The organism is Geodermatophilus sp. SYSU D00684, assembly GCF_054050455.1.
Genome location: NZ_JBJGZI010000005.1, coordinates 79,663 through 103,202 on the forward strand (window position 1 = coordinate 79,663; position 23,540 = coordinate 103,202).

At 76.2% G+C, this 23,540-nt stretch carries 22 protein-coding genes; 14 read left to right on the forward strand and 8 right to left on the reverse strand.

Annotated features, from left to right (window positions below):
• Positions 1–21: 21 nt before the first annotated feature.
• The 4 genes from ACI79L_RS04845 to ACI79L_RS04860 form a co-directional block, all read right to left on the reverse strand.
• Positions 22–1,452 (reverse strand): SDR family NAD(P)-dependent oxidoreductase, encoded by a 1,431-nt coding sequence (locus ACI79L_RS04845; protein WP_456935683.1) that lies wholly within the window; start codon positions 1,450–1,452, stop codon positions 22–24.
• A 111-nt stretch (positions 1,453–1,563) separates the two neighbouring features.
• Positions 1,564–2,304, reverse strand: a complete 741-nt coding sequence (locus ACI79L_RS04850; RefSeq protein WP_456935684.1) for a hypothetical protein — start codon at positions 2,302–2,304, stop codon at positions 1,564–1,566.
• Positions 2,305–2,377: 73 nt separating this feature from the next.
• On the reverse strand, positions 2,378–3,577 hold the full coding sequence (locus ACI79L_RS04855) for a glycosyltransferase (protein ID WP_456935685.1): 1,200 nt from the start codon (positions 3,575–3,577) through the stop codon (positions 2,378–2,380).
• 68 nt (positions 3,578–3,645) lie between these two features.
• The gene (locus tag ACI79L_RS04860; protein ID WP_456935686.1) at positions 3,646–5,130 is read right to left on the reverse strand and encodes a phosphotransferase; all 1,485 of its coding nucleotides are present in this window, start codon (positions 5,128–5,130) and stop codon (positions 3,646–3,648) included.
• Between the two features lie 97 nt (positions 5,131–5,227).
• Between ACI79L_RS04860 and ACI79L_RS04865 the strand changes: the two genes are divergently transcribed.
• From ACI79L_RS04865 to ACI79L_RS04900, 8 genes are all read left to right on the forward strand, one after another.
• Complete coding sequence (locus ACI79L_RS04865; RefSeq protein WP_456935687.1) at positions 5,228–6,151, forward strand: glycosyltransferase family 2 protein; 924 nt, start codon at positions 5,228–5,230, stop codon at positions 6,149–6,151.
• Positions 6,152–6,225: 74 nt separating this feature from the next.
• Entirely contained in the window at positions 6,226–7,098 is an 873-nt protein-coding gene (locus ACI79L_RS04870) for a glycosyltransferase (RefSeq protein ID WP_456935781.1), read from the forward strand.
• Positions 7,095–7,583 carry a hypothetical protein gene (locus ACI79L_RS04875; protein WP_456935688.1) on the forward strand — a complete coding sequence of 163 codons (489 nt, stop codon included), beginning with the start codon at positions 7,095–7,097 and terminating at the stop codon, positions 7,581–7,583. The genes ACI79L_RS04870 and ACI79L_RS04875 overlap by 4 nt, the downstream gene beginning before the upstream one ends.
• Positions 7,580–8,473 (forward strand): polysaccharide deacetylase family protein, encoded by an 894-nt coding sequence (locus tag ACI79L_RS04880; protein WP_456935689.1) that lies wholly within the window; start codon positions 7,580–7,582, stop codon positions 8,471–8,473. The genes ACI79L_RS04875 and ACI79L_RS04880 overlap by 4 nt, the downstream gene beginning before the upstream one ends.
• A complete protein-coding gene (locus ACI79L_RS04885; RefSeq protein WP_456935690.1) occupies positions 8,470–9,138 on the forward strand; it encodes a methyltransferase domain-containing protein in 669 nt (222 codons plus the stop codon). The genes ACI79L_RS04880 and ACI79L_RS04885 overlap by 4 nt, the downstream gene beginning before the upstream one ends.
• A gap of 60 nt (positions 9,139–9,198) precedes the next feature.
• Positions 9,199–10,035, forward strand: coding sequence for an ABC transporter permease (locus ACI79L_RS04890; RefSeq protein ID WP_456935691.1), 837 nt, complete (start codon positions 9,199–9,201; stop codon positions 10,033–10,035).
• A 1-nt stretch (position 10,036) separates the two neighbouring features.
• Complete coding sequence (locus tag ACI79L_RS04895) at positions 10,037–11,230, forward strand: ABC transporter ATP-binding protein (protein WP_456935692.1); 1,194 nt, start codon at positions 10,037–10,039, stop codon at positions 11,228–11,230.
• Positions 11,227–12,021, forward strand: coding sequence for a hypothetical protein (locus ACI79L_RS04900; protein WP_456935693.1), 795 nt, complete (start codon positions 11,227–11,229; stop codon positions 12,019–12,021). The genes ACI79L_RS04895 and ACI79L_RS04900 overlap by 4 nt, the downstream gene beginning before the upstream one ends.
• Before the next feature lie 13 nt (positions 12,022–12,034).
• Here ACI79L_RS04900 and ACI79L_RS04905 read toward each other — a convergent pair whose 3' ends face one another.
• Positions 12,035–13,120, reverse strand: a complete 1,086-nt coding sequence (locus ACI79L_RS04905) for an acyltransferase family protein (RefSeq protein ID WP_456935694.1) — start codon at positions 13,118–13,120, stop codon at positions 12,035–12,037.
• 305 nt (positions 13,121–13,425) lie between these two features.
• On the opposite strand from ACI79L_RS04905, the gene ACI79L_RS04910 reads away from it, so the two are divergent.
• Positions 13,426–15,255: a hypothetical protein gene (locus ACI79L_RS04910; protein WP_456935695.1), complete on the forward strand. Its 1,830-nt coding sequence runs from the start codon at positions 13,426–13,428 to the stop codon at positions 15,253–15,255.
• Between the two features lie 19 nt (positions 15,256–15,274).
• A complete protein-coding gene (locus tag ACI79L_RS04915) occupies positions 15,275–16,210 on the forward strand; it encodes a glycosyltransferase (RefSeq protein ID WP_456935696.1) in 936 nt (311 codons plus the stop codon).
• Here the strand turns inward: ACI79L_RS04915 and ACI79L_RS04920 are convergent.
• A complete protein-coding gene (locus tag ACI79L_RS04920; protein WP_456935697.1) occupies positions 16,143–16,793 on the reverse strand; it encodes a polysaccharide deacetylase family protein in 651 nt (216 codons plus the stop codon). The genes ACI79L_RS04915 and ACI79L_RS04920 overlap by 68 nt on opposite strands.
• 201 nt (positions 16,794–16,994) lie before the next feature.
• Between ACI79L_RS04920 and ACI79L_RS04925 the strand changes: the two genes are divergently transcribed.
• From ACI79L_RS04925 to ACI79L_RS04935, 3 genes are all read left to right on the forward strand, one after another.
• Positions 16,995–18,125 carry an acyltransferase family protein gene (locus ACI79L_RS04925; RefSeq protein ID WP_456935698.1) on the forward strand — a complete coding sequence of 377 codons (1,131 nt, stop codon included), beginning with the start codon at positions 16,995–16,997 and terminating at the stop codon, positions 18,123–18,125.
• A gap of 123 nt (positions 18,126–18,248) precedes the next feature.
• Positions 18,249–19,277 (forward strand): Gfo/Idh/MocA family protein, encoded by a 1,029-nt coding sequence (locus ACI79L_RS04930; protein WP_456935699.1) that lies wholly within the window; start codon positions 18,249–18,251, stop codon positions 19,275–19,277.
• Positions 19,274–20,458: an NAD-dependent epimerase/dehydratase family protein gene (locus ACI79L_RS04935; protein WP_456935700.1), complete on the forward strand. Its 1,185-nt coding sequence runs from the start codon at positions 19,274–19,276 to the stop codon at positions 20,456–20,458. The genes ACI79L_RS04930 and ACI79L_RS04935 overlap by 4 nt, the downstream gene beginning before the upstream one ends.
• A 23-nt stretch (positions 20,459–20,481) precedes the next feature.
• Here ACI79L_RS04935 and ACI79L_RS04940 read toward each other — a convergent pair whose 3' ends face one another.
• Positions 20,482–20,913 carry a hypothetical protein gene (locus tag ACI79L_RS04940; RefSeq protein WP_456935701.1) on the reverse strand — a complete coding sequence of 144 codons (432 nt, stop codon included), beginning with the start codon at positions 20,911–20,913 and terminating at the stop codon, positions 20,482–20,484.
• 736 nt (positions 20,914–21,649) lie between these two features.
• Here ACI79L_RS04940 and ACI79L_RS04945 point away from each other — a divergent pair.
• On the forward strand, positions 21,650–22,735 hold the full coding sequence (locus tag ACI79L_RS04945; RefSeq protein WP_456935702.1) for an acyltransferase family protein: 1,086 nt from the start codon (positions 21,650–21,652) through the stop codon (positions 22,733–22,735).
• Between the two features lie 83 nt (positions 22,736–22,818).
• Here ACI79L_RS04945 and ACI79L_RS04950 read toward each other — a convergent pair whose 3' ends face one another.
• Entirely contained in the window at positions 22,819–23,493 is a 675-nt protein-coding gene (locus ACI79L_RS04950) for a TVP38/TMEM64 family protein (RefSeq protein WP_456935703.1), read from the reverse strand.
• Positions 23,494–23,540 lie beyond the last annotated feature (47 nt).

Genomic DNA, 23,540 nt, shown 5'->3' on the forward strand with positions numbered 1-23,540 from the left:
GACGACGCGCCCGCCGTCATCTCACGGCGTCGTCGCGCCGGCCCACGGGGCCGCCTCGTCGAGTGCGTCCTCCCGGCGGGCGTCGACGACCGCCCCGGTCCACGCCGACGTCAGCACGTCGACGGCGATGCCGGCGACGGTCCGCGACGTCAGCAGCGAGTCCCGCGGCTCCTCGCCGAACGCGCTCAGCCGCATCGGTGTCGCCGTCCGCTCCGGGTTCACGCAGTTGACCCGGATCCCGTCAGCCGCCCACTCGTCCGCGAGCGCCTGCGTCAGGTTGACCACGGCTGCCTTGGTCGACGAGTAGAGGCTGTAGCCACTGCGTCCCCGGGTGTGCGAGCTCGACGTGAAGAACAGCAGCGATCCCCTGGTCTTGCGCAGGTAGGGGTGGAACGTCTGCGCGATGTAGACGGGGGCGAGGTAGTTGACGTCGACCGCCGACTGCACGACGTCGTCCGTCGCGTCCACGAGCTGCTCCTGGGTCAGGACCCCGGCCGCGTTGACCACGTAGTCGACCCGGCCGGTCTCGGCGAGCACCTGCTCGCAGGCGGCGGTCACGTCCTCCCGCCGCTCGACGTGGGTGCGGGTGGTGGACCGGCTGAACGCCAGGACCGTGGCCCCGAGCTCCCGGGCCTTGACGACGACGTCCCTCCCGATGCCGTAGGAGCCGCCGAAGACCACGACGGTCCTCCCGGCGAGCGCCGCCCGCAGCTGCGCCGCCGACCGGCGCGCCGGCGCCTCGTGGCTCTGGACCTGGAAGAGCCGGTCGGCGAGGTAGACGTCGATCGGCTCGGTGATCTTCATGTTCCGGTCCTCGCCGCGGACGACGACGATCGGCACGTCGGGCAGGTACCGGAGGACCACGGTGCAGTCGTCCGTGGCCTCGAACCCGGGGTCCCTGGCGGCCAGGTCGTAGGCGCGCCGGATGACCGAGAGACGGAAGCCCTGCGGGGTCTGGCCCCGGCGCAGGAGCGACCGGGGGAGCACGTCCTCGATCCTGCCGCCGGTCGCGGCGTCCACCCGGATCACCGTGTCGGCCGAGGGGATGGCGGTGTCCACGGCCTCGTGGGTGGCCAGCGCCTCGACGCAGTCGGCGATGATCCGCTGGCTGACCAGGGGACGGACGGCGTCGTGGAACAGGACGTTGCACTCCTCGTCCCCGAGGGCCTGGATGGCGCGCCTGGTCGTGGCGTTGCGGGTCTCCCCTCCCTCGAGCAGCTGGGTGACCTTCGCGTAGGCGCCGTGGCGCAGGATGTCCCGCACGGGGTCGAGGTGACCGGGTGCCATCAGCACGACGATCTCGTCGACCTGCGGAGCGTTGTTCAGCGCGGCGATGGTGTGCTCGATGACCGGCTTCCCCGCCACCCGCAGCAGCTGCTTGGGCGTGGACAGCCCGACTCGGGTGCCGGTACCCCCCGCGAGCACCACGGCGACGGTCCTCAGTGACGCCATCGCGCCACACTAGGCACGCCGGACGCCGATCTGCGGCTGCCGGCTCGCGGGAACGCGCCGGAGGAGGTCCGGGCGCACCCTGTGCGACCGTGGGTGAGCGGGACCTCCCGCTCAGTACTGCTTTCCCTGGAGCGGCCCCTTCAGCAGGTTCTCCACCTGGTTCGTGACCAGCCGCTTCACCCGGTTCGGGAGGCTGTCGTACACGCGGTCGGCGTGCGTGCCCGAGCGGCCGTACCACGCGGGTTGCGCACCGAAGCGCAGCAGCTGCGCGCCCTCCCCCAGTGCCGTGAGCACCCGCCGCACGAGCACCCGCTCGATGAAGACGTCGCTGCGGTCGTCCACGTGCCGACCGGCGTCCCGGAAGTGGTCCCGCCACAGACCGGCGGTCGCGCCGAAGAACCGGGTGTCCATGTGCCCCAGGTTCACGGCGATCCGGGCGACGACCGAGTCGGGCGGGAGGGGTCCGGGGACGCACCGGGCGAAGTTCCTGACGAAGAGCCGGCCGGTGACCTTGTACCAGGTCTCGTCGGGATCGCCGAAGAAGTCCTCGCAGAAGAGGTCCATCATCGCGGCCTCGGTCGCGCCCTTGCCCCGTGCGACGTCGGCGGGGTCCGGCAGCGGCGCCTCGACCAGGCGCAGGTGCCCGGGGACCGCGCCGACCGCGTCCCGCGCGAGCCGCGTCAGGTCCTCCCCGCTGTTCTCGACGAGCACGAGGACCGCGCCGTGCGCGTCCGCCGTCGGCACCCACCGCCGCAGCGCCTCGACGTACTGCCCGCGCCGGACGGCCGGGTCCTGGATGTGCAGGTCCCACGTCACCTGCGGTGTCACGGTCGCCGTCAGGAGGATCTTCACCCGCGGACCGCCATGCGGGGACCGTAGCCCGGGAGGGGGCGCCCCGGGCCGCACGACCGCCCGGCCGGGGCGCTCACCCGTACAGCGTCCGCAACACCTGCCGGTGACCGGCCGAGGAGTACCGCGCGTGCGACCACGCGTGCGCGCGCGCTGCGACCTCGAGCGCCGGCCGGGGGTCGGTCAGGACCCGGGCGACGGCCGCGGCGAACGCCGCGGCGTCGTCGGCAACGGCGGCGAAGACGTCCGGTCCCTCGATGCCCTCCGCTCCCACGCTCGTGGCCACGACGGGGACGCCCCACAGCATGGCGACCACCCCCTTGAGCTTGACCCCGGCGCCCAGGCGCATCGGGGAGACCGCGACGGACGCCCGCCGGTAGTAGGCCGACAGCGACTCGACCGGGCCGGTCACCTCCACCCCCGTCGCCGCCGCCTCCTGGTGCAGGGCCGGTGGAGAACCGGCGCCGGCGATGGTGAGCCGCGCCCCGGGGACCTGCGCCCGCACCAGGGGCCACACCTCCCGGAGCAGCCACCACGCCGCATCGAGGTTCTCCGGACGCCACATGGCCCCCACGAAGAGGACCTCCTGCGTCGCGGGCTCGCGCTCCCGTGGGGAGGCGGGCATCTCCGGGTCGTCCAGCGCCGGCGGCAGGACGACCACGCGGTCCCCCGCTCCCCGGCGCGCGAGCAGGCGTCCGTCCTTGTCGCTGAGGACCACCGCGGTGCGGAGTGCGCGGACCGCACGCCACTCCAGGGGCACGGACAGGACCAGCCGGACCAGCGCGAGCGCCCGGCGCGCCCACGGCGTCGCCGGGCTGGTGAGCATCCGGAGGTGTCCCTGCGACGCCACGTCGTGGAAGACACCGGTCAGGGGGGTGCCGGGCAGCGCCCGGCGCAGCCGGGGTGCCAGCGTGATCACGTCGAACCACTGGAGCTCGACCTGGCCGGCCCTGCGCAGCGTCGCCACGAGCTCCTCGTCCCGGAGGAGGGCGCGCACGAAGGGACCACGCGTCAGGAAGGGCAGGGCCCTGGTCAGCAGCGAGCGCCTGCCCGCGCGCCGGGCCTCGCGCCGACGGGACGGCGGCACGACGAGGACGCGCCGGTAGGAGCCGTGGACGGGCCGGCCGAGCGCCTCCTCGTTCGTCGAGGTCCACGGGCAGACGACGGTCAGCCGATGGGACTCGGACAGCAGCCGCACGTGGCGTGCGTAGAGGTCACCCCCGGCGTGGGGGATGCCGTCGTACGGCATGTGCGTCGAGATGCTGACGATCTCCATGGGTCCCTGTCCTGTCCGTGCCGCCGCGTCCTCGCGCACCGGGACGGCCGGTGCGCACCGGCAGGTCCTCAGCCGAGCACGCCGCGGGCCGCCGCCCACTCCGGGCCGATCTCGTCCGACCACGCGTCCAGGACCAGCTCACCGGTGTTCACCCACGGCCGGACCGGGAGTCCTGCCGCGGTGAGCAGCTCGTCGCGCACGGAGCGCATCGAGGCCTGGTGCCCCCAGGCGAGCAGCGCGAGCCGGCCGACCAGGTCGGGCGGGATCGCGAGACGCCGGGTGTAGCGCGCCACCTCGTCGAACAGCCACGCGCTGTCGGGGGAACGCCCGGTGGCCAGGTCGAGGATGCGGGCGGCCTCGCGGTGCGGGTTCCCCTCCCCCCGGGTGCGGGCGAGGGTCCAGCAGAGGAGGGGCAGCAGGTCGAGCAGCGGGAGTCCGCGCTCCCGGGCCGTCTCCCAGTCCAGGACCGCGGGGCGCCCGTCCCGGTCCACGAGGACGTTGTGCCCGCTGGCCAGGTCCCCGTGGGTCAGGACCGCCGGCACACCGCCCAGCCCGCACAGCAGCGGGCGCAGGTCGGCCGCCCGTCCGCGCAGGGCCACCACCTCGTCCCCCTTCCCGGCGGTCGCCCAGTCCACCGGCCCGGCGGTGCGGGCGGCCACCTCGCCGAGCCAGTCCGCGAGGTGCCCGAGCACCTCGCGGACCGGTGCCCCCGGCTCGGTCACCACCTCGTCCATCGGCCGGCCGCGGAGCACGGTCTCGGCCGACCAGCGGACCGGCCCTGCCCGGCCGGTGCCCAGCGGGGCCGGGGTCACGGGGCCCGGCGGGAGGAGCCCGAGGACCCGCTGCTCGTGCACCGCGCGGTCCTCGACGCCCGGCGCGCGGTCGATCTTGACGACGGCCGACGGCTCACCGGTCACCCCGTCGGGGACCAGCAGCACGCCCCGCCGCCGCTGGTCGCGGACGTCGACGGCGAGGCAGCCCCCTCTCGTCGGCAGGCCGGCCGCGGTGAGCGGGCCGGGGACCGGGGGAGCTCCCCGGGTGGCGACCGTCAGCGCCCGGGGACGCACGGCCCGGGCGAGGAGCCCCCGCACGCCGGCGGCTCCGGGACGCCCCGCGGCCCAGGTCCGCCGCGCCAGCGCCAGCGCCCGCCGGTCCGGCGCGGCCACGACCACCTGCCAGGTCAGCCAGCGGACGCGGTACGTCGTCACCGAGTACCCGGCCCGGCGCAGCCGCCGCCACCGGTCCGCCCCCGGCGCGATGACCGCGGGCGGGCGGCCGGTGGCCAGGACCGCGGGGCCCCTCCCGAGGACCAGCTCCGCCTCCGACGCGGGGACCACGGCCACGCCCCAGTGCGGGAGGACCCCGGCCCACCGCCGCCCCGGGCCGACGACGGCTCCCGTCGCGGGCAGCGCAGGCAGCAGCACCAGGGCGTCCGCCTCCGGGAGGCCGTGGGCCCGGATGCCGACGACGGCCCGCGCCTGGCGCAGCACCCGCCCGGCCCGGCGGAGGGTGCCGGCGGGCGGGCGCCGCAGCGACCGTCTCCCGCTCAGCACGGGCGCAGTGTGCCAGGCCGGCGTGGCCGCCCGCCTCGTCGACGGAGCGGTGCCCGGATCGCTTGCCACCCGGTACCCGCGACGGCAGCCTGACGCCGTGAACAGGCCGGACACGTCGTCGCGCGGGCCGGTCAGCGTCGTCGTCTCGACCCTCGACCGGCCGGTTCCGCTCGCTCGTGCCCTCGACGCGCTGCTCGCCGGGACCGTCCTCCCCGAGGAGGTCGTCGTCGTCGACCAGGGGGATGCGTCGGTCACGGCGGCGGTGCTCGACGCGCGGCGGGACGGCGGGGTGCCGCTCGTCCACGTGCCCCAGGACCGGCGCGGGCTCTCGGCCAGCCAGAACGCCGGCGTCGCCCGTGCCCGGTGCGCCGTGGTGTCGGTGGTCGACGACGACTGCGTCCCCGACCCGCGCTGGGTCGAGGTCGCCGTCCGGGAGCACGCGACGGCGACCGGCCCCCTGCTGGTGACCGGCCGGGTGCTGCCCCTGCCCCCGGACGGCGAGCGGACGCTGGCGCTGTCCACGCGGGCCTCGACCCAGCGGGCCGTCCTCCCCCGGACCGCGCCGCCGTGGCAGGTCGGGACGGGCGGCAACTTCTCGGTCACGCGCTCGGCCTACCTCGCCGTCGGCGGCAACGACGAGCGACTCGGCACCGGCGCCCCCGGCCGGGCCGGCAACGACCTGGACCTCTTCCACCGCCTCCAGCAGGCCGGCGTCGAGGTGCGCTACGAACCGGACCTGCTCGTCCTGCACGAGCGCGCCGTGCCCGTCGAGCACCGCCGCCGCCGCTGGACCTACGGCTTCGGGGTCGGTGCCTGCGTCGCCGCCTGGCTGCGCGAGCGGGACGGCTCGGCGTGGCGGGTCCTGGGCGCGTGGCTGGCCATGCGCAGCCGTCGCCTGCTCCGAGCCCGTCGGCCGGCGGCGGCCGGAGACGAGGTCCGCGTGCTCCTCGGCACCCTCCACGGCCTGTGGCACGGCGCGCGGATGGGCCCGCGGCGGCCGTCCGCCGGGTGGTCCGCGTGACGGGGTGGACCGACCTCCTGGTGGCGCCGGACGCACCGGGCCCGGTCGTCCCGGGACCCCCTCCGTCGTTGTCCGTGCTGGTGCCGGCCTACAACGCGGCCGACACCATCGGGGACGCGCTCGAGTCGGCGCTGACCCAGCGGCCGGCGCCGTCGGAGGTCGTCGTCAGTGACGACGGCTCCGAGGACGACCTCGACCGGGTGCTCTCGGGCTTCGGCGACCGGGTCCGGGTGGTCCGCGGGCCCAACGCGGGCCTCGCGACGGCACGCAACCGCGCGGCCGCCGTCGCCCGGGGGGACCTGTTGGGGCTGCTCGACGCCGACGACGTCTGGCTGCCCGGCAGGGTCGCGGCGTTGACCGAGGCCGCCGGCGCCCGGCCCGACCTCAGCATCGTGACCACCGACGCCGTCGTGGTCCGCGACGGGCGGCCCGATCCGGACACGTACTACGCCACCCGGCACTTCGAGACCGCGGACCAGGAGGCGGCCATCCTGCGCAGCCAGTTCGTGTTCGGTGCGGCGGCGATCCGGGCGCCCGCGCTGGCCGCGGTGGGCGGGTACGACGCCACGGTCCGGGTGGCCGAGGACTGGGACCTGTGGCTGCGGATGCTCCTCCGCGGCCACCGGGCGGGCCTGGTGACCGCTCCCCTCTACGAGTACCGCCGCCGGGGGCAGAGCCTCACCGGCCGCAAGGTCGACCTCGCGCTGGGGGTGCGGGACGTGCTGCGGCGGGCGCGGCCGCTGGTCCCCGACCCCGGCCGGCGTGCGCTCCTCGACCGCACCGAACGGGAGTGGGCCCTGGCCGCCGTCCGGAGTGCGCGGACGTCCGGCGACCCGCGGCGCCGCCGTCTGGCCCTGGCGGCCGTCCGCGCCGGCGGCCACCCGCCCCGCGCCTGGGCGCGGCTGGTCGTCGACGGGTTCCTCGCCCCGACGGGTGCGCGCCGGTGACCGTGCGGAGGTGGGTGCGGCGGGTCCGGCACCCGGCCGGCTCCGCCCGCCGGCTGGTCCGCCGCGTCGCCGAGGGCCGCGGCCTGCCGGTGGGCCGCACCGCCGGTGCGCGCCGGCTGCTGCGCGCGGTCCTCGGCCGCCCCGGCCGGGCGCTCGTGCTGGGTGGGGTCGGCGTCGTCCGCCAGGCCCTCCCGGGTACGCGACTCGACGTGGTGGGCACGGATCCGCACCGCCCGGAGGTGACGGTCGTGTCGGAGGCGGCGGAGGAGGGCAGCCTGCCCCGGCGCTGGGAGTGTGTCGTCGTGACCGAGCCCGCGCCGTCCCCGGGACGGTTGGCGGCGGCGGTGGGGGCCACCCTCCCGGGCGGGGTGCTCGCACTGGTCGGGTCCCCGTCCGACCGGCTCCCCGACCTGCCGGGGGCGGCGGTCGAGCGCACCCTCCGTCGCGGCTCCGTCCGGCTGGTCGTGGCCCGGGTGGCACCGTGAGCGTCGTCCTCATGTACCACCGGGTCGCCGCCCCGGCGCGCGACCCGTACGGGCTCGCCGTCCACCCCGACCGCTTCGCCGCGCACGTCGAGGAGCTCTCCCGACGCGGCGGAGTGGTGCCGCTGGAGGACCTGACGGCCACGCGGTCGGCCAGGCAGATCGCGGTCACCTTCGACGACGGGTACGCCGACAACGCGACCGTGGCCGCTCCCCTGCTGGCCGCGGCCGGGCTCCCGGCGACCTGGTTCATCACCGCGGGCCGCCTCGGGCGGCGCCGGTTCTGGTGGGACCGCCTGGCCGACGGCCTGCTGGGCGGGCCCGCCACGTCCGCCGACGTCACCGTCGCGGGCAGGGACCTGTGGCTGGACCTGCGCACCCGGGAGGCCCGCAGGACGGCACTGCGCTTCGTCCACCGGCTGCTCCGGCCGCTCCCGCCGGACCTCCTGGAGGACGGCGTCGACGACGTCCTCCGCTCCCTCGGCGCCCTCCCCCACGGCGACGAGGACGGCGTGACCATGACCCCCGACCAGCTCCGGCGGCTCGCCGACCTGCCCCTGCAGGAGGTGGGCGCCCACACGCGCACGCACCTGCAGCTGCGCGACCAGTCCGAGGACCTGCAGCGAGAGGAGGTCCTCGGGTCGGTGCACGACCTGACGGCGCTCCTCGGGCGGCCGGTCCGCACCTTCGCCTACCCGTTCGGCAGCGCGGGGGCCGTCGGGTCCCTCGCCCCTCGCCTGGTGGCCGAGGCGGGCTGCACGCTGGCCTGCGGCACCGACCCGGGCCCGGTCGGCCGGCGCAGCGACCGCTACCGGCTGCCCCGCCTGAACGTGCAGGACTGGGACGGCGCCACGTTCGCCGCCCGCCTCGGCGAGCTGCTGGAGGCCCGGTGAGGTCGACGGCGCTGTACCGGCGCGCGCGCCGGGTGTACACGCGGGCGCGGTTCGGCGACCTGCGACGCACCGAGCCGCTGTCCGAGTGGGGCTCGCCCCGCGGGCGCCCGGTCGACCGCTGGTACATCGAGCGGTTCCTGGACGGGCACGCCGGCCGGGTGCACGGGCACGCCCTCGAGGTCAAGGACGACGCGTACGCCCGCCGGTACGGCGCGTCGGTGGTCGACGTCGTCGACGTGGACCCGGGCAACGAGCGGGCGACCCTCGTCGGTGACCTCTGCCTGCCCGGCACCCTGCCGCCCGCCGCCTTCGACGTCGCCGTGGTCACCCAGACACTGCAGTACGTCGCCGACCCGCCCGCCGCGGTGCGGCACCTCCTCGCGTCGCTCCGGCCGGGCGGGTGCCTGCTGGTCACCGTGCCGACCCTCAGCCGGCTCACCGACGGGTCCGACCGGTGGCGGTGGACGCCACCGGGGCTGGAGGACCTGCTCCGCCCGGCCGCTCCTCCGGGCGCCGACGTCCGGGTGGAGGGCCTGGGCAACGGCCTGGCCGCCCGCGCGTTCCTCTTCGGCCTCGCGGCCGAGGACCTCGACGACGACGTCCTCGGCCGGACCGACCCCTGCTACCCGCTGATCGCCGGAGGTGCCGTGTGCCTGCCCTCCTGACGGCCGGGCCGGCCGCCGCAACGCGGCCGGACGGGCCCGCGCACGTGGTTACGGTGTCCCGTGTCGTCTGACGCCGCCCCCCTGCCGTGGACCGAGAACTCGGCCCGTCGCAGGCACCTGGAGCCGCTCTGGGCGGTCCTGTGGCACAGCCGCCAGCTCATCGGCTACCTCGCCCTGCGCGACATCCGCCTGCGCTACCGCCAGGCCGCGCTCGGGATCGTCTGGGTGCTCGTCCAGCCGGTCGCGACCGTCGTCGTGTTCACGTTCGTCTTCGAGCGGCTGGCGGGGATCGACAGCGAGGGTCTCCCCTACCCGCTGTTCGCCCTGACCGGCATGGTCACCTGGACGTACTTCTCGAACGGGACCTCACGGGCCAGCGAGGTCCTCGTGAGCAACCCCAACCTGGTCACCAAGGTCTACCTCCCCCGACTGGCCGCGCCGGCCGCCGGGCTGTTGTCCCCGCTCGTCGACCTGGCCGTCTCCTGCGCGCTGCTCGCCGTCCTGTCGGTGTACTACGGCGTCTGGCCGGGATGGAGCCTGCTCGCCGCCCCCCTGTGGCTGCTGCTGCTCCTCGGCACGACCCTCGGCGTGGGGCTGTGGCTCTCCGCGGTCAACGTCCGCTACCGCGACGTCCGGCACGCCCTGACCCCGATCCTGCAGCTGTGGCTGTTCGCCAGCCCGGTGGCCTACCCGGCGTCCCAGCTCGACGGGTGGCAGGAACTGCTCTACTCGCTCAACCCCGTCGTCGGCGTCATCGAGCTCGGCCGGTGGTCCCTGCTCGGCGCGCCCTGGCCCGGGTGGTCGCTGCTGGTCTCGGTCGCGGTCTCCGTGCTCGTCCTCGTCACCGGGCTCACCTACTTCCGGCGTGCCGAGCGCTCCTTCGCGGACGTGATCTGACGTGGACCGCATCGAGCTGGACGGGGTCGGGAAGCGCTACGTCGTCGGCGACCAGAGGTCCGCGCGCGAGGCGATCACCGATGGCGCGCTCCGGCTGCTGGGCCGCCGCCGGTCCGACCCGTCGAGCGAGTTCTGGTCGCTCCGGGACGTCAGCTTCACCGTGGGAGACGGCGAGGCGCTCGGGATCATCGGCCGCAACGGGGCCGGCAAGAGCACCATCCTCAAGATCATCACCCGGATCACCACCCCCACCACGGGCGTGTCGCGCACGCGCGGGCGGGTGGCGGCCCTGCTGGAGGTGGGCACCGGCTTCCACCCCGAGCTGACCGGGCGGGAGAACATCTTCCTCAACGGGGCGATCCTCGGCATGTCCCGCAGGGACATCCTGGGCAAGTTCGACGACATCGTGGAGTTCTCCGGCGTCCAGCGCTTCCTGGACACGCCCGTCAAGCGCTACTCCAGCGGCATGGGCCTCCGCCTGGGCTTCTCGGTCGCCGCCCACCTGGAGCCGGACGTGCTCGTGGTGGACGAGATCCTCGCCGTCGGGGACGCCGAGTTCCAGCGCAGGTGTCTGGGCCGCATGGAGGAGGCCGAGAAGGAGGGCCGCACGGTCGTCTTCGTCAGCCACGACCTCGACAGCCTCACCCGGATCTGCACCCGCGCCCTGTGGCTGGAGTCCGGTCGCGTGCGGGAGACCGGCATGCCCGCGGAGCTCGTGCGCGACTACCTGACCTCGAGCCTGGTGTCGGAGCACACCGGCGCGGCGCTCATCAGCGCCGGCCCGGTCACGGTGCACGGCATGCGGGTGGCACCGAAGGGCCGGCCCGTCGAGAGCGCCCTGCTGCGCGACGACACCGTCACGGTCGAGGTCGACTTCGACCTGGCCGAGCACGTACCCGACCTCGACATCGCGCTGTTCCTGACCAACAACCGGGGCGTGCGCGTCCTCGACGAGACGCTGCGGGACAGCGGGGGCCCCCGGTTCACCCCCGGCCGCTACCGCGCGACCATGGAGATCCCGCCGATCCTCAACGTCGGGGACTACTCGGTGGGGCTGTGGTGCGGCGCGGCCAGCGGAGGACGCCGGTTCGTCCACGAGCCCGCGGTCGTCTCCTTCACGCTCAACGGCAGCGACCGCAACCGTCCCGCCCGCGCGGTGGTCCTCGACCTGCCCATCTCGGTGACGGCCCTGTGAGGCGGCCCGAGGTCCACGTCTTCGCGATCTGGTCGGAGGCCCGCGTCCTCGAGGAGCGGATCCTCGAGGACCTCGCCGGGACCTTCACCGTGCTGGAGGTGGTCGAGGTCTCCTGGACGCCGGGCGAGACCTTCGCCCGCAACCTCACCCGCATGTACGGCGACGCCCTGCCGCCGGGCTCGGACAAGGAGGTGCACTGCGGCAGCGGCCCGTTCCTGCTCGTCGTCGTCCGGGACGACCGGCCCCGCCACCGGCTGCGGCGGACCACCCGCGGCCCGGCACTCCTGAACAGCACCGTCTTCGACGCCCGGGCCCGCTACCGGGAGTGGACGGGAGGTGGGTACCGGGTCCACGCCAGCGACAGCGCGGCCGAGGCCGCGCGGAACCTCGCGCTGCTGCTGGGACGGCGCGTGAGCGACGTCCCGGGCCACGACCCCCGCACCGGCGTCGTCCACAGCCGGGCGGGCGACCCGGTCGGGACCCACGGCTGGGAGTCGGTCGACCAGCTCGTCCTGGCGCTCGAGGCGCACGGCTGCTCGCCGACGCACCGCTCCACCGGCCCCGACGGCGACCGGCTCGTCGTGCGGACGCCGGACGCGTGGTGGGCCGAGCGCATCGCCGGCGGCACCGAGGTCACCGCCGGGGCCCGCGACGTGCCGGTGGCCAGCGGCACGGTCCGGCTGGTCCTCGTCGAGGAACCCCCGCGCCGGAGGCCCGACTGGGTGGGCACCGCGCGCCCGTGGGTGCGGCGGGCCCGGCGGCTGCGCGACACGCTCCGGCCCGCCGGCTGACCGGGCGGGCCGCTCAGCCCGCCGGGCGGACCGGCGGGTCGGCGAGCGCGAGGCTCGGCGCCCGGTCCCGCAGCCACCTGTTGCACGGGCGCTCCACCAGCAGGTGGAGCGCCACGGCGGCGGCGACCGCGACGGCGGACATGACCGTGACCTGCAGCAGTCCGTGGTCCGGGAGGAACGGGATGAGGTTCACGATGACCAGTTCGTGCACCAGGTAGAACGCGAAGGACACCTCACCGGCGAACACCAGCGCGCGGGACCGCAGCCAGCCGGGCGCCCCCGTGATGTCCCGGTCGGCCATGTACAGGATCAGGACGAGGAACGGTCCGGCCACCAGCGCGTTGGTCACCGGGGCCCCGAGCCTCGCGGTGACGACCACGGCGGCGGCCAGCCCGGCGAGCAGCACCCCCCACGCGACGGGTCCCCGGATCCGGGGCCGCCAGCCGTCCCGGACGGCGATGCCCGCCACGAGCCCGAGCAGGAACTCGCTGATCCGGACGAGCGGGTAGTGATCGGCCACGCCGGGGCGGATGAGGTAGGCCGCGGTCGCGAGGAGCAGCCCGACCACCGCCAGTGACCAGCTGAGCGACCGGGGCAGCCGGCGGACGACGAGGGCGGCGAGCGGGAACACCGCGTAGAAGAACGCCTCGCAGCTCAGCGACCACGAGACACCGTTCATGCCGTAGGCGATCTCGTCCCGGAACGACCACGCCTGCACCGTCAGGGCGTTGGCGACGGCCGCGGCGACGCTGCGGTCCCCTGGGACGAGGGGCACGACCACGGCGATCAGCAGCGTGACGAAGTCGCTGGGATAGACCCGGGCGAAGCGGCGCCGGTAGAAGGTGCGGGCGGGCAGGTCCGGTGCGGTGCCCCAGGCCAGGACGAAGCCGGAGAGCACGAAGAAGAAGGCGACGCCCGTCCCGCCGATCGCGGAGACCCCGAAGGGCAGGGACGCGATGTCGTGCCAGTGGAGGTGGAACAGGAAGACGACCAGCGCCGCGAAGGCCCGCAGCGCCGTGAGCCGGGGCAGCAGCCGGGAGGTCGGGCCGGCGGGGGTGACGGCTGCGGCCCGTCGCGACGGGGAGGTGAGGCGCCGCACGGCGCCGGAGGCTGCCACTGATGTCGCGTCCGTGGGCCGGTGACGAGAACGGGGCCCCGGCCGGGCGTGCGGACGGGAGCCGCCTCAGCGTGCCTGTCACACTCCGCGCCGAGGCGGTGACGACCTCCGCCGTGGTCGCGCCGGCCGCCCTCGACGTCGCGGGGTGGGCGGACCGTCTCGGCAGTACCGGATGGGTGCCACGCCGCCCCGGGGCCGTGTTTGATCCCGGTCGTGTCGACAGGGACGCCGCAGCGGACGGGCGAGATCCGGCCCGTCGTCCTCGGCGCCCCGCCCGGGGCCTGACCATGGGCGGTCCTCTGCTCCTGGTGCTCGGCGTGGTGCTCACCGCGGCCGGGGCGACGGCATCGACCTCGTTGCTGCGGCCGGAGTCCCGGCTCGACGCAGCCGTCACCCTCGGCGTGACCGCGTCCGCCGGCGTGGCGGCCGCCCTCCTCGCGGCAGGTGTTCCCGGCCTGCTGCGACCGGAGGTCGTCCTCACGCTGCTGGGGCTCTGGGCCGTCGTCGCCGGGGTGGCCGCGAGGCGCCGGGGCCGGTTCCCCTCCCGGGCCGGGTGGAGCACGGGCCTCGCGTGCTGGCGACGCCGGCCGTGGGCGGCGGCGCTGGTGGGGCTCGCCGCGCTGGCGCTGGCCTGGCAGCTGCTCGTCGCGCTGGTGCTCCCGCCGTACGCGTACGACGCACTGACCTACCACCTCACGACGGTGGCCGAGTGGATCCGGCACGGTGACCTCGCACCGTCGGCCCTCGACCTGTGCTGCGCCTACTACCCCGCCACGCCCGAGCTGCTGATCACCTTCCCCGCCCTGCTGCTGGGCGACGACGCGCTGGTGGGCACCGTGCAGGTGCCCTTCGTCGTGCTCGGTGCGGCCGCCACCGCGGGGCTCGCCCGCTCGGCGGGACTGTCCCGGTCCGCCGCGGCGGCCGCGGGCGCCCTGTTCGCGGTGACGCCGGTGGTGCTCACCCAGGCGCCGACGGACTACGTGGACCTGATGCAGGCCGCGCTCGTCCTGGCCGCCCTGCACTCGGTGACCCGCTACGCCGTCGGCGGGGACCGGAACCGGCTCCTGGTCGCGGGGCTCGCCGCCGGCCTGGTGCTCGGCACGAAGGGCACGGGGCCGGTCTGGGCCGTGGTCCTCCTGGTCGCGGCAGCGGTGGCCGGGCGGATCGCCGTCCGCCGCGGGCGGGTGCGCGGCCCCTCGGCGGCCCGGGGCCTCGCCGTCGCGGCGGTGGTCGGGGCCGTGCTCGGCGGCTGGTGGTACGTGCGCAACGCCGTGACGACGGGCAACCCGCTCTACCCGTTCGCCGTCCGGCTGGGGGACACGACCGTCTTCTCCGGGCCGGTCGACGTCGGCGAGACCCTCACCGTGCCCCCCGCCGGCGCCGACGCACCGTGGCCGGTCACCGTGGCGCTGAGCTGGGCCGGCGACCTCGACTTCTGGAACCAGGGCTCCTACGACTACCAGCAGCGCCTGGGCGGGCTCGGGCCGCTGTGGCCGTGGCTGGGACTCCCCCTGCTGGTGGCCACGGTCGTCGTGCTCGTCCGCCGACGGGACGTCACGCTGCTGCCCGTCGCCGCGGTCGCGGCGGTCCTCCTCGTCCAGCCGTACGCGTGGTGGGCGCGCTTCACCCTCCCCCTGGCCGCGCTGGGCGCGCTCGCCATCGCCCTGGCCGCGACCCGGGCCCCCTGGCCGCTGCTCCGGCGGGTGGTGCAGGGCGCCTCGCTGGTCCTGGCGCTGGCGTCGGTGGCGCTCTCCTCCTACGCGGTCGACCCCGCCGGGCGGGCCGCGCCGCTGCCGGCGTCCGACGTGCTCGCGCTGGTGGGCGCGTCCGGCGAGGAGCGGTCGGTCGGGCGGCTGTTCCACCCGGAGTACGCCTTCCTCTCCGAGGTGCCCGAGGACGCCACGGTCGTGGTCGACCTGCGCGCGGAACCCGTGCGCTTCGTCTACCCGCTCTTCGGTCCGGCCTTCACCCGGCGGGTCGTGCCCGGCGGGGACGGGCCGGTCCCGGACGACGCGTGGGTGGTCACCTCGCCGGGCCGTGCCCTCGACCGCGCGGCGTCGGCCACCCACGAACTGGTGTCCGACGAGCGCGACGTGCGCGTCTGGCGGCCCCGCTGACGGGCACTAGGGTCTGGCCGTGCCGGAGGTCAGCCTGGTCATGCCGGTCTGGAGGCCCCGGGCCGAGTGGCTCCGGGAGGCGGTGCGCGCCGCCCTGGACCCCGACGTCGACCTCGAGCTGATCGTCGTCGACGACGGGAACCCGGAGCCGGTCCGCGCCCTGCTCGACGACGTGGACGACCCGCGGCTCGTGCACCTGCGGGTGCCGCACGGTGGGGTATCGCACGCCCGGAACGCCGGTACCGAGCGGGCGGCCGGCCGGTTCCTCCGCTACGTCGACGCCGACGACGTCACCGCCGAGGGCAGCACTCAGCGGCTGCTGGCCCTCGCCCGCGACGGCGCCGTCTCCTACGAGGACACGCTGGTGTGCGACGAGGAGCTGCGGCCGGTCAAGCGGATCAGCTCCCGCCTGCGCGGTGACGTCACCGTCCCGACGGTGCTGGGGCGGTTCGAGTGCCGGCACGTGTCGATGCTGTTCCCGGCCGAGGTGGTGCGCCGGGCGGGACCGTGGGACGGCCGGCTGCGCCTCCTCGAGGACTTCGACTTCGTGCTGCGCTGTGTCGAGCAGGCACCGGTGGTCCCCGGCGAGGGGACGGCGACCCTGTACCGGCGGCACGACGCCTCGGCCACCCTCGGGGAGGGTGCCGTGGCCGACGCGCAGCGGGCGAGGCAGGTCGTCGTCGACGGGTTCCTCGCCCGGCACCCGGAGCTGCGGCGCACGCCGGTCGCGCGGGAGGCGCGGCGGATGGTCCGCGCCGCCGGCGCCCGCGCCGCGCTGCAGCAGGACCGGCCGCTGGCCGCGGTCGCGCACGCCGTCCCGCTGCTGCCGTTCGCGCCGCGCCGGGCGGCGGGCATCACACTGCAGGCGGTGCGGCGCGCCGTCCGCCTCAGTGGTGCAGCCAGGACCCGAACCACGGCTCGAGCACCGGCCGACCCACGGCGCGGAGCTCGCTGAACGGCACCGCGGTCAGCCCCTGGGCGGCGAGCTCGTCCAGCAGGAGCTCCGTCAGCCTCGGCTGGTGGGCCGGCACGGGCGCCGGTGGGTCGACGGGCTGGGCCGCTCCGTCGTGCAGCAGGACCACCGCGCCCGGCCGCAGCCCGGCGCGCGCCCGCGCCAGCTGGTCGGAGACCGGGAGGTCCTGCCAGTCCAGCGCCGAGGCCGACCACAGCAGGCAGCGCATGCCGGCGGCCCGGCAGGCGAGCACGGTCCGCGCGTCCTGCTTGCCGTAGGGCGGCCGGAACCACACCACCGGACGTCCGGTGATCCGTTCGAGGTCCCGCCGGCCGCGCCGGACGGCGCGGAACTGCTCCCGCAGCCCGCCGCCACGGACGTCGACGTGCCGGTCCCCGTGCAGGCCGATGTCGTGGCCGGCACCCGCCACACGCCGCGCCAGCGCGGGGTCCTCGCGCGCCCGCTCCGCGACCAGGAAGAAGGTCGCCTTCACCCCCGCGCGGTCGAGGACGTCGAGGACGGCCGGGGTGAGCCGGTCGTCGGGGCCGTCGTCGAAGGTGAGCGCCGCCACTCGCGCCGTGGTCACCACCGAGGTCGTCGAACGCAGAGCCGTCCGCGCGACCCGTCGCACCAGCACGGCCGGACCCGCCCGGAGAACGCCTGACCCGCCCACCAGCGGAGCATGGCACGTCGCGCCCGGCAGGACGGGCGCGGACGATGCCCGGCGACCTGCCTCCCGATCGCGACGGCCCTGGTGGGACGCGGACCGGCTTGCCACACTCCGCCGATGGGTTCGGCCCAGCCCCCGGCAGTCGCCGGTCCCGCTCCGGTCGCCGGGGGGTACCGGCCCTGGCTCGACGGCGTCCGCGCGGTCGCGGTGCTCCTGGTGGTCACGCAGCACACCATGGGCGCGACCCGGCTCGACCTCGGCTACGTCGGCGTGGGGCTCTTCTTCGGGCTCTCGGGCTACCTGATCACGTCGCTGCTGCTAGACGAGCGGGACGGACGGGGGCGGGTGTCCCTGTCCGGCTTCTACCTGCGCCGGGCCGCCCGCCTGGTCCCCGCGCTCCTGCTCGTGGTGGCGGTCTGCGACACCGTCCTGCTGGTGCAGGGGGACCACGCGTCGCTCCGGGGCACGCTGCCGGCCCTGACCTACACCGCCAACTACGTGCAGGTCCTGGACCCCGATGCCGTGCCCGTCTACGGACCGACCTGGTCGCTCGCGGTGGAGGAGCACTTCTACCTCGTGTGGCCGCTGGTGCTCCTCGTCCTGGTCCGCCGCTGGGGGCTGCGGGCCGCGCTCCGGACGACGCTGGCCGTCTGCGTCGCATCGCTGGCCTGGCGGGTCGTCCTGGCGTCGGCGGGCGCGCCGGTCTCCCTCCTGGGCATGGGGAGCCTCGAGCGCGCCGACGCCCTGCTGTACGGCTGCGCCGTCGCGATCGCCGTGCGGATCGGCTGGCGTCCGAGGGCCTGGGTGTTCTGGCTGGGCGTCGCGGGGATTGGCGCCGCCCCGCTCCTGTTCCGCTCCGAGACGTACGCCGTGCTGGTCCCCGGCAGCGCGGTCGTCGGGCTCGCCTCCGCCGCAGCCGTCGTCGGGATGGACCACGCGGCGCCGTCCTGGGTGCGCAGCGTCCTGTCGCTGCGTCCCGTCGTCGTCATCGGCGTGCTGTCCTACGGCCTGTACCTGTGGCACGGCCCGCTCATGGGCTTCGTGCAGGACGCGACGGACACCGGCCGGGGCTGGCGGGCCGGGGCCGCGCTGGTGGCCGTGCCGGTCGCCTGGCTGTCCCACCGGTTCGTGGAGGTCCCGGTCCGTTCGTGGGCGCGACGCAGGGCCGGGCGCGTGAGCACGCCCCCGCCGGACCACGGCACGGTGGCGGCCCGGGGGGACCACCGGGTCAGGCAGGCGGACACCTGACGTGGCGAGCGGGATCGCGACGACCGTCCGGTCACCGTCCGCCGTAGTACTGTCCGCGGCCATGCTCGTCGCGGCGGGGACCGCCGGCGCCCCGGCCGCGCGGCCCGCGCCGAGGGGGCGGACGTGACGCCCCTGCGCCTGGGCGTGGTCGGCTGCGGCGCGGTCACCGAGCGCTACCACCTGCCGGCCCTGCTCGCGGCGCCCGACGTGCAGGTCGTGGCCTTCGTCGATCCCGACGTCGAACGCGCCGGTGCGCTCGCGTCCCGCTTCCCGGGAGCCGCGGCGCTCCCGGGCCACGAGGACCTGCGCGGTCGGGTCGACGCGGTGCTGCTGGCCGCACCCAACCCGGTGCACGCCACCGTCGGCGCCGCGCTCCTCGCCGACGGCGTCTCCCTCCTGGTCGAGAAGCCCATGGCCCGCACCGCCGCCGAGTGCGACCGGCTGCTCGAGGCCGCCGCGTCGAGCGGGGCGGTGCTCGCCGTGGGCCACGACTTCCGTCACTTCCCCGTGGCGCGGTTCACCCGGCAGTTCTTCGCGGCGCGGACCCTCGGGGACGTCCGCCGCGTGGACGTCCGCCAGAGCGCCGGGGGGCGGTGGCCGCACGCGTCGCCGTCTGCACTGTCCCCGGAGGCGGGCGGCGGCGTGCTGCTCGACTTCGGCGTGCACCTGCTCGACCTGCTGCTCTGGTGGCTGGGCGACATGCGGCCCGTCTCGGCGCGCGACGACGCGCGTGGCGGGATCGAGACCGAGTGCGAGCTGGAGCTCGAACTCGCCGGCGGCGCGCCCGTGGTCGTCGAGCTCAGCCGCACCCGCGACCTGCGGGACACCGTCGTCGTCGAGTGCGAGCGGGGCACCGTGGAGATCGGCGTCTTCGAGCCCGCCGTCGTCCGGCTCACCCCTGGGGGCGGGGACGTGGCGGTCACGGGCGCCGTCGCCGACGACGTGTTCGCCCGGGCGCCCCTGCCCACGGTCTTCGGCCGGCAGCTCGCCGAGTTCGTCCGCGCGGTCCGGGGCGGCCCCTCGTCGATCGTCACCGGGGCGGAGGGACGGCGGGTCGTGGCGCTGGCGGAGGCCTGCTACGCCCTGCGCCAGCCCTGGCGGATGCCCTGGGACTACCCCGAGGCGTACTCCTCCGTCGGGGGGCCCCGGTGACCACGGACTCGCCGCTGCGCGACCAGCGCGTCCTCGTCCTGGGGTCCTCCGGCTTCCTGGGCGGGCGCCTCGTCGAGCGGCTCGTCGCCGAGTGCGGGGCGCAGGTGCGGATCCTGGTGCGGCGGGTCGCCACCGGCAGCGCCGCCGCGCGCTTCCCGGTCGAGGTGCAGATGGGCGACCTCGCCGACCCGGAGGCGGTGCGACGGGCGGTGGCCGGCTGCACCGTGGTGTTCAACTGCGCCAAGGGCAGCGGCGGCGACGCCGGCCACCGGCGCGCGGTCGACGTGGACGCCTCGGGCGAGGTGGTCGAGGCGGCTGCCCGCGCCGGTGCGCGGGTGGTGCACGTGAGCAGCTTCGCCGTGTACGACCTGCCGCGGGACGGCGACGTCGACGAGCACACGCCCGACGCACCGCCCGGGGACGTCTACAGCGACAACAAGCTCGCCGGCGAGCGCCTGGTGCTCGCGACGGGTGCCCGGCTCGGCGTCCCCGTCACGGTCCTGCAGCCGACGGTGGTCTACGGGCCGCGCGGGACGGTCCACGCCGCGGACGTCCTCGAGGAGATGCACACCGGGCGTCTCGTGCTGGTCGACGGTGGCACGGGCACCTGCAACGCGGTCTACGTCGACGACGTCGTGACCGCCCTGCTGCTCGCCGCGACCCGTGACTCCGCGGCCGGCGAGCGCATCCTCGTCTCAGGTCCGGAGCACCCGACCTGGGCGGACTTCTTCGGGCACTTCGAGCGGATGCTCGGCCGCTCCTCGACGGTGGCCATGAGCGAGGCCGAGGCACTCGCGCTGTGGGAGGCGTCGCGGCGGCGGCCGTGGCTGGTCACCGAGGCGCTGCGGGTCCTCCGCGACGAGCGGGACGTGCGCCGGCGGTTGCTGGCTACCCGGGAGGGGACGCTGGCGCGCACGGTCGCCGGGCGGGTGGCACCCCGGCTGGTCGGCTCCGGCCGGCGGTGGGTCCAGGACGCACCCGCTCCGGGGCGCCTCGGGGAGGACTCCGGGGAGCGCGCGCCGATCCCCACCCGGCCGTGGGTGGTCGGCTACCTCGCCAAGCGGGCGCGGGTCCGGACCGGCAAGGCGGAGTCGCTGCTGGGGTACCGGCCGGTGTTCGGCCTCGCGGAGGGGATGCGCCTGACGGAGGCGTGGGCCCGCTGGGCGGACCTGCTCGGCTGAGGCCCGGGCCGCGTGCCCGCGGGTCAGGACCGTTCGTCGTCCCCGGGACGGCGCCGTGCCCACCGGTCGACCAGGGCGACGAAGACGAGCAGTCCCGCGCCTCCCAGGCCGGCGAACAGCCAGGTCGGGAAGTCGTCGACCTCGCCCTCGAAGGGCTCCAGCAGGTCGTGGTCGGTGAACTCGGTCCAGCGCGCCGACACCGCGATCCGGAGGAACACGTACGCGGCGACGCTCGCGAGGGCCACGGGCAGGATCCCGGACGGCCGCCAGGTCGCGGGCAGCAGCCGGCGACCGATGAGGGTGGCCAGCACGACGGCGACCGCGACCGCCACCGTCGTGACCGGGCGCGGGTAGGACCAGTGCACACCGGTCGCGAGCGTGAGACCGACGACCACGACGGCGACCGCCGCGGTCGCTGCGACGACACCGGCTCGCGGCCGCCTCTGCCCGCGCACCGCCGCAGCATAGGGGCCGGAGACCGGCCCGGAGGCGGTCCGGCGCACGTCGCCTCCACACGGGAGCCCGGATCGGCCGCGCGGCGGATCGGGGTCCGTCCGACGCAGGTGGCGGCCGGTGCGCTCCGCTCGGCCGAGCCCCTGTGCGCATGGCGCGGACGTCGTGCTGGCCGGCGAACCAGGAGGGATCCGGCACCCCGGCGGAGGTGTTTCCGCGGCCCCGGACCACCCCGGTCCCCGGTGCCCGCTCCGTCACCGCTGTGCTGCACGGCCGGGTCCGCGCCGGGGCCGCCCGATCCGGACGACGGGTCGACGCCGGTCCGTCGGCACCGGCCGGTCGGCGCCGGTCGACACCGGTCGCCCACCGTCGGTCGTCGTGGACCTGCTCCGGCGCCGGTCGGGCCGCCACGCCGTGACCGGGTCACCCGTTCGCGGGCACGTTGACACCGCCGGACGCGAGGCACTTCACTCGGGCCCCCCGGACCCGAGGAGTGACGATGCAGGCTCTCTCCCCGCCGCACGGCGAGTCTCCGGTGCGGTGGTGCGGGCGGGCAGGCAGCGGGGACTCGTCCTCCCTGTGGCGGTCCGGCCGCGAGGTGCCCGGCCATCCGGCCACACCCGGTGCCGATCGCCCCCGGCCGGCCGCCTGAGGTGCCCTGACAGCTCCTCTCCGCACCGGGAGGTCCGCGTGGTCGCTGCGTCAGTGCCTGTGGGCCGGCTGCCCACACTGACCGGGTTGCGCGCCGTCGCGGCCTTCATGGTCTTCCTCGTCCACATCCGCGGGCTGCGGCCCCTGGGCGTGCAGCCCCCGGAGACGTCCGCCTTCGCGCTGGGTGCAGCAGCGGTCTCCTTCTTCTTCGTCCTCTCGGGCGCAGTGCTGTCCTGGACCTGGCGTCCCGAGGACCCCGTCCGCGCCCAGCTCCGCCGCCGCGCCGCGCGCATCCTCCCCAACCACCTCGTGACCTGGGTGGTCGCCGGCGTCCTCACCGTGGTCTCCATCGGGATGATCGGCGGCCGTCCCCGGGCAGAGGCCGCCGCCTTCGTCCTGGGCATCCCGCTCCTGCAGTCCTGGGTGCCGGGGCTGCAGAGGATCAACGGTCCGGCCTGGAGCCTCTCGTGCGAGGCGTTCTTCTACCTGCTGCTGCCCTTCCTCGTCCCCCGGCTGTACGCCCTGTCCGTCGCCCGGCGGTGGGCCGTCGCGACCGGGGCGGTGATCGCGACCGTGACGATCCCCCTGGCGGTCACCCTGTCGCCCCTGGACCCGGCACTGCACGTGTGGGCCGTCGTCTACCTGCCGCTCGCCCGCCTCCCGGAGTTCGTCCTCGGCTGCGTGCTCGGTCTCCAGCTGCGCGACGGCGTCCGCCTGCGCTTCCCGTTCCCGGTGGCCTGTGGCGTCGGCGCCGCGGCGACCGTGCTCGCCGGGCCGGCCGGACAGGGCCTGTTCACCCATGCTCTCGTCGTCGTCCCGTTCGCGCTGATCCTGCTCGCGGCGGCCGAGAGGGACCTGCGGGGCGCCCGGTCGATCCTCGCCCGGCCCGTGTCCGTCCGGCTCGGCGAGTGGTCCTTCGCCTTCTACCTCGTCCACGACCCGGTCATCTGGACCCTGACGCTGATCACGGTCCCGGGGGACGTCCCGTCCGCGGGCCTCGGCCTCGTCCTCGCCGGCACCGCGCTCGTCCTGTCGGTCCTCGCGGCCTGGGCCCTCCACACCCTCGTCGAGCGCCCCGCCGAGAGACGCTGGCGGGTCCGCCGCCCCAGGTCGGCGGACCGAGCGGCCGTGCCCGGCGTCGCCTCGCGGATCACCCGGCGCGCGGCGCCCTGACCGCTCCTCCCGGTGCGGCCGCTCCCGGCGGCCGGACGAGGGGCGCCGCCGTCGCGAGGCCGGAGTGGCGTCTGCGGTGGGCGTCAGCGCACGTGCGGCCGCCTCACCGCTGTCGATCCCCGCCGACGGCGCAGCCACACGACGCCCAGGACGGCCAGCACGCCCGCGGCGACCACCACCACGAGCGGCGACCCGGCGCCCGCGGCCCACGCCGACAGCTCCGGCACGGACGCCCCCACCCCGACCTGCAGCACCGTCCCCGGCACGAGACCGAGGGCGGTCGCCGCGGTGTAGGGCCCCAGCGGCACGGCCGACAGCCCGGCGGCGTGGCTCAGGACGCTGAACGGCACCACCGGCAGCAGCCGCCCGGCCAGGACCGCGACGAACCCACGGCCGGCCAGCGCCCGGTCGACCGCGGCCAGCCGGGGACCGCCCAGCCGGGTGACGGCGTCCCGGCCGAGCGTCCGGGACAGGGCGAACGCCACCAGCCCGCCCAGCATCCCGCCGGCCAGGGCGACGGCCAGCCCGGTCCAGAACCCGAGCACGACACCGAGCAGCACGGACACGGCCGTCCGCGGCACCGGGCCGACCAGCACCAGGCCGACGGCGGCCGTGAGCACGAACAGCCCGGGGTTCCCGGCACCCTCGAGCCAGCGGCGCACCGCGGCGACGTCCGGGAGGTCCACGGTCAGCGCCAGGACCGTCGCGAGGCCGAGGACGGCGAGCAGCACGCCCGCCCGCACCCACGCCGTCCGCACCCGCCCATGGTGCCGCGCCGGGCCGTCGTCCCGGGGCTGCACACTGG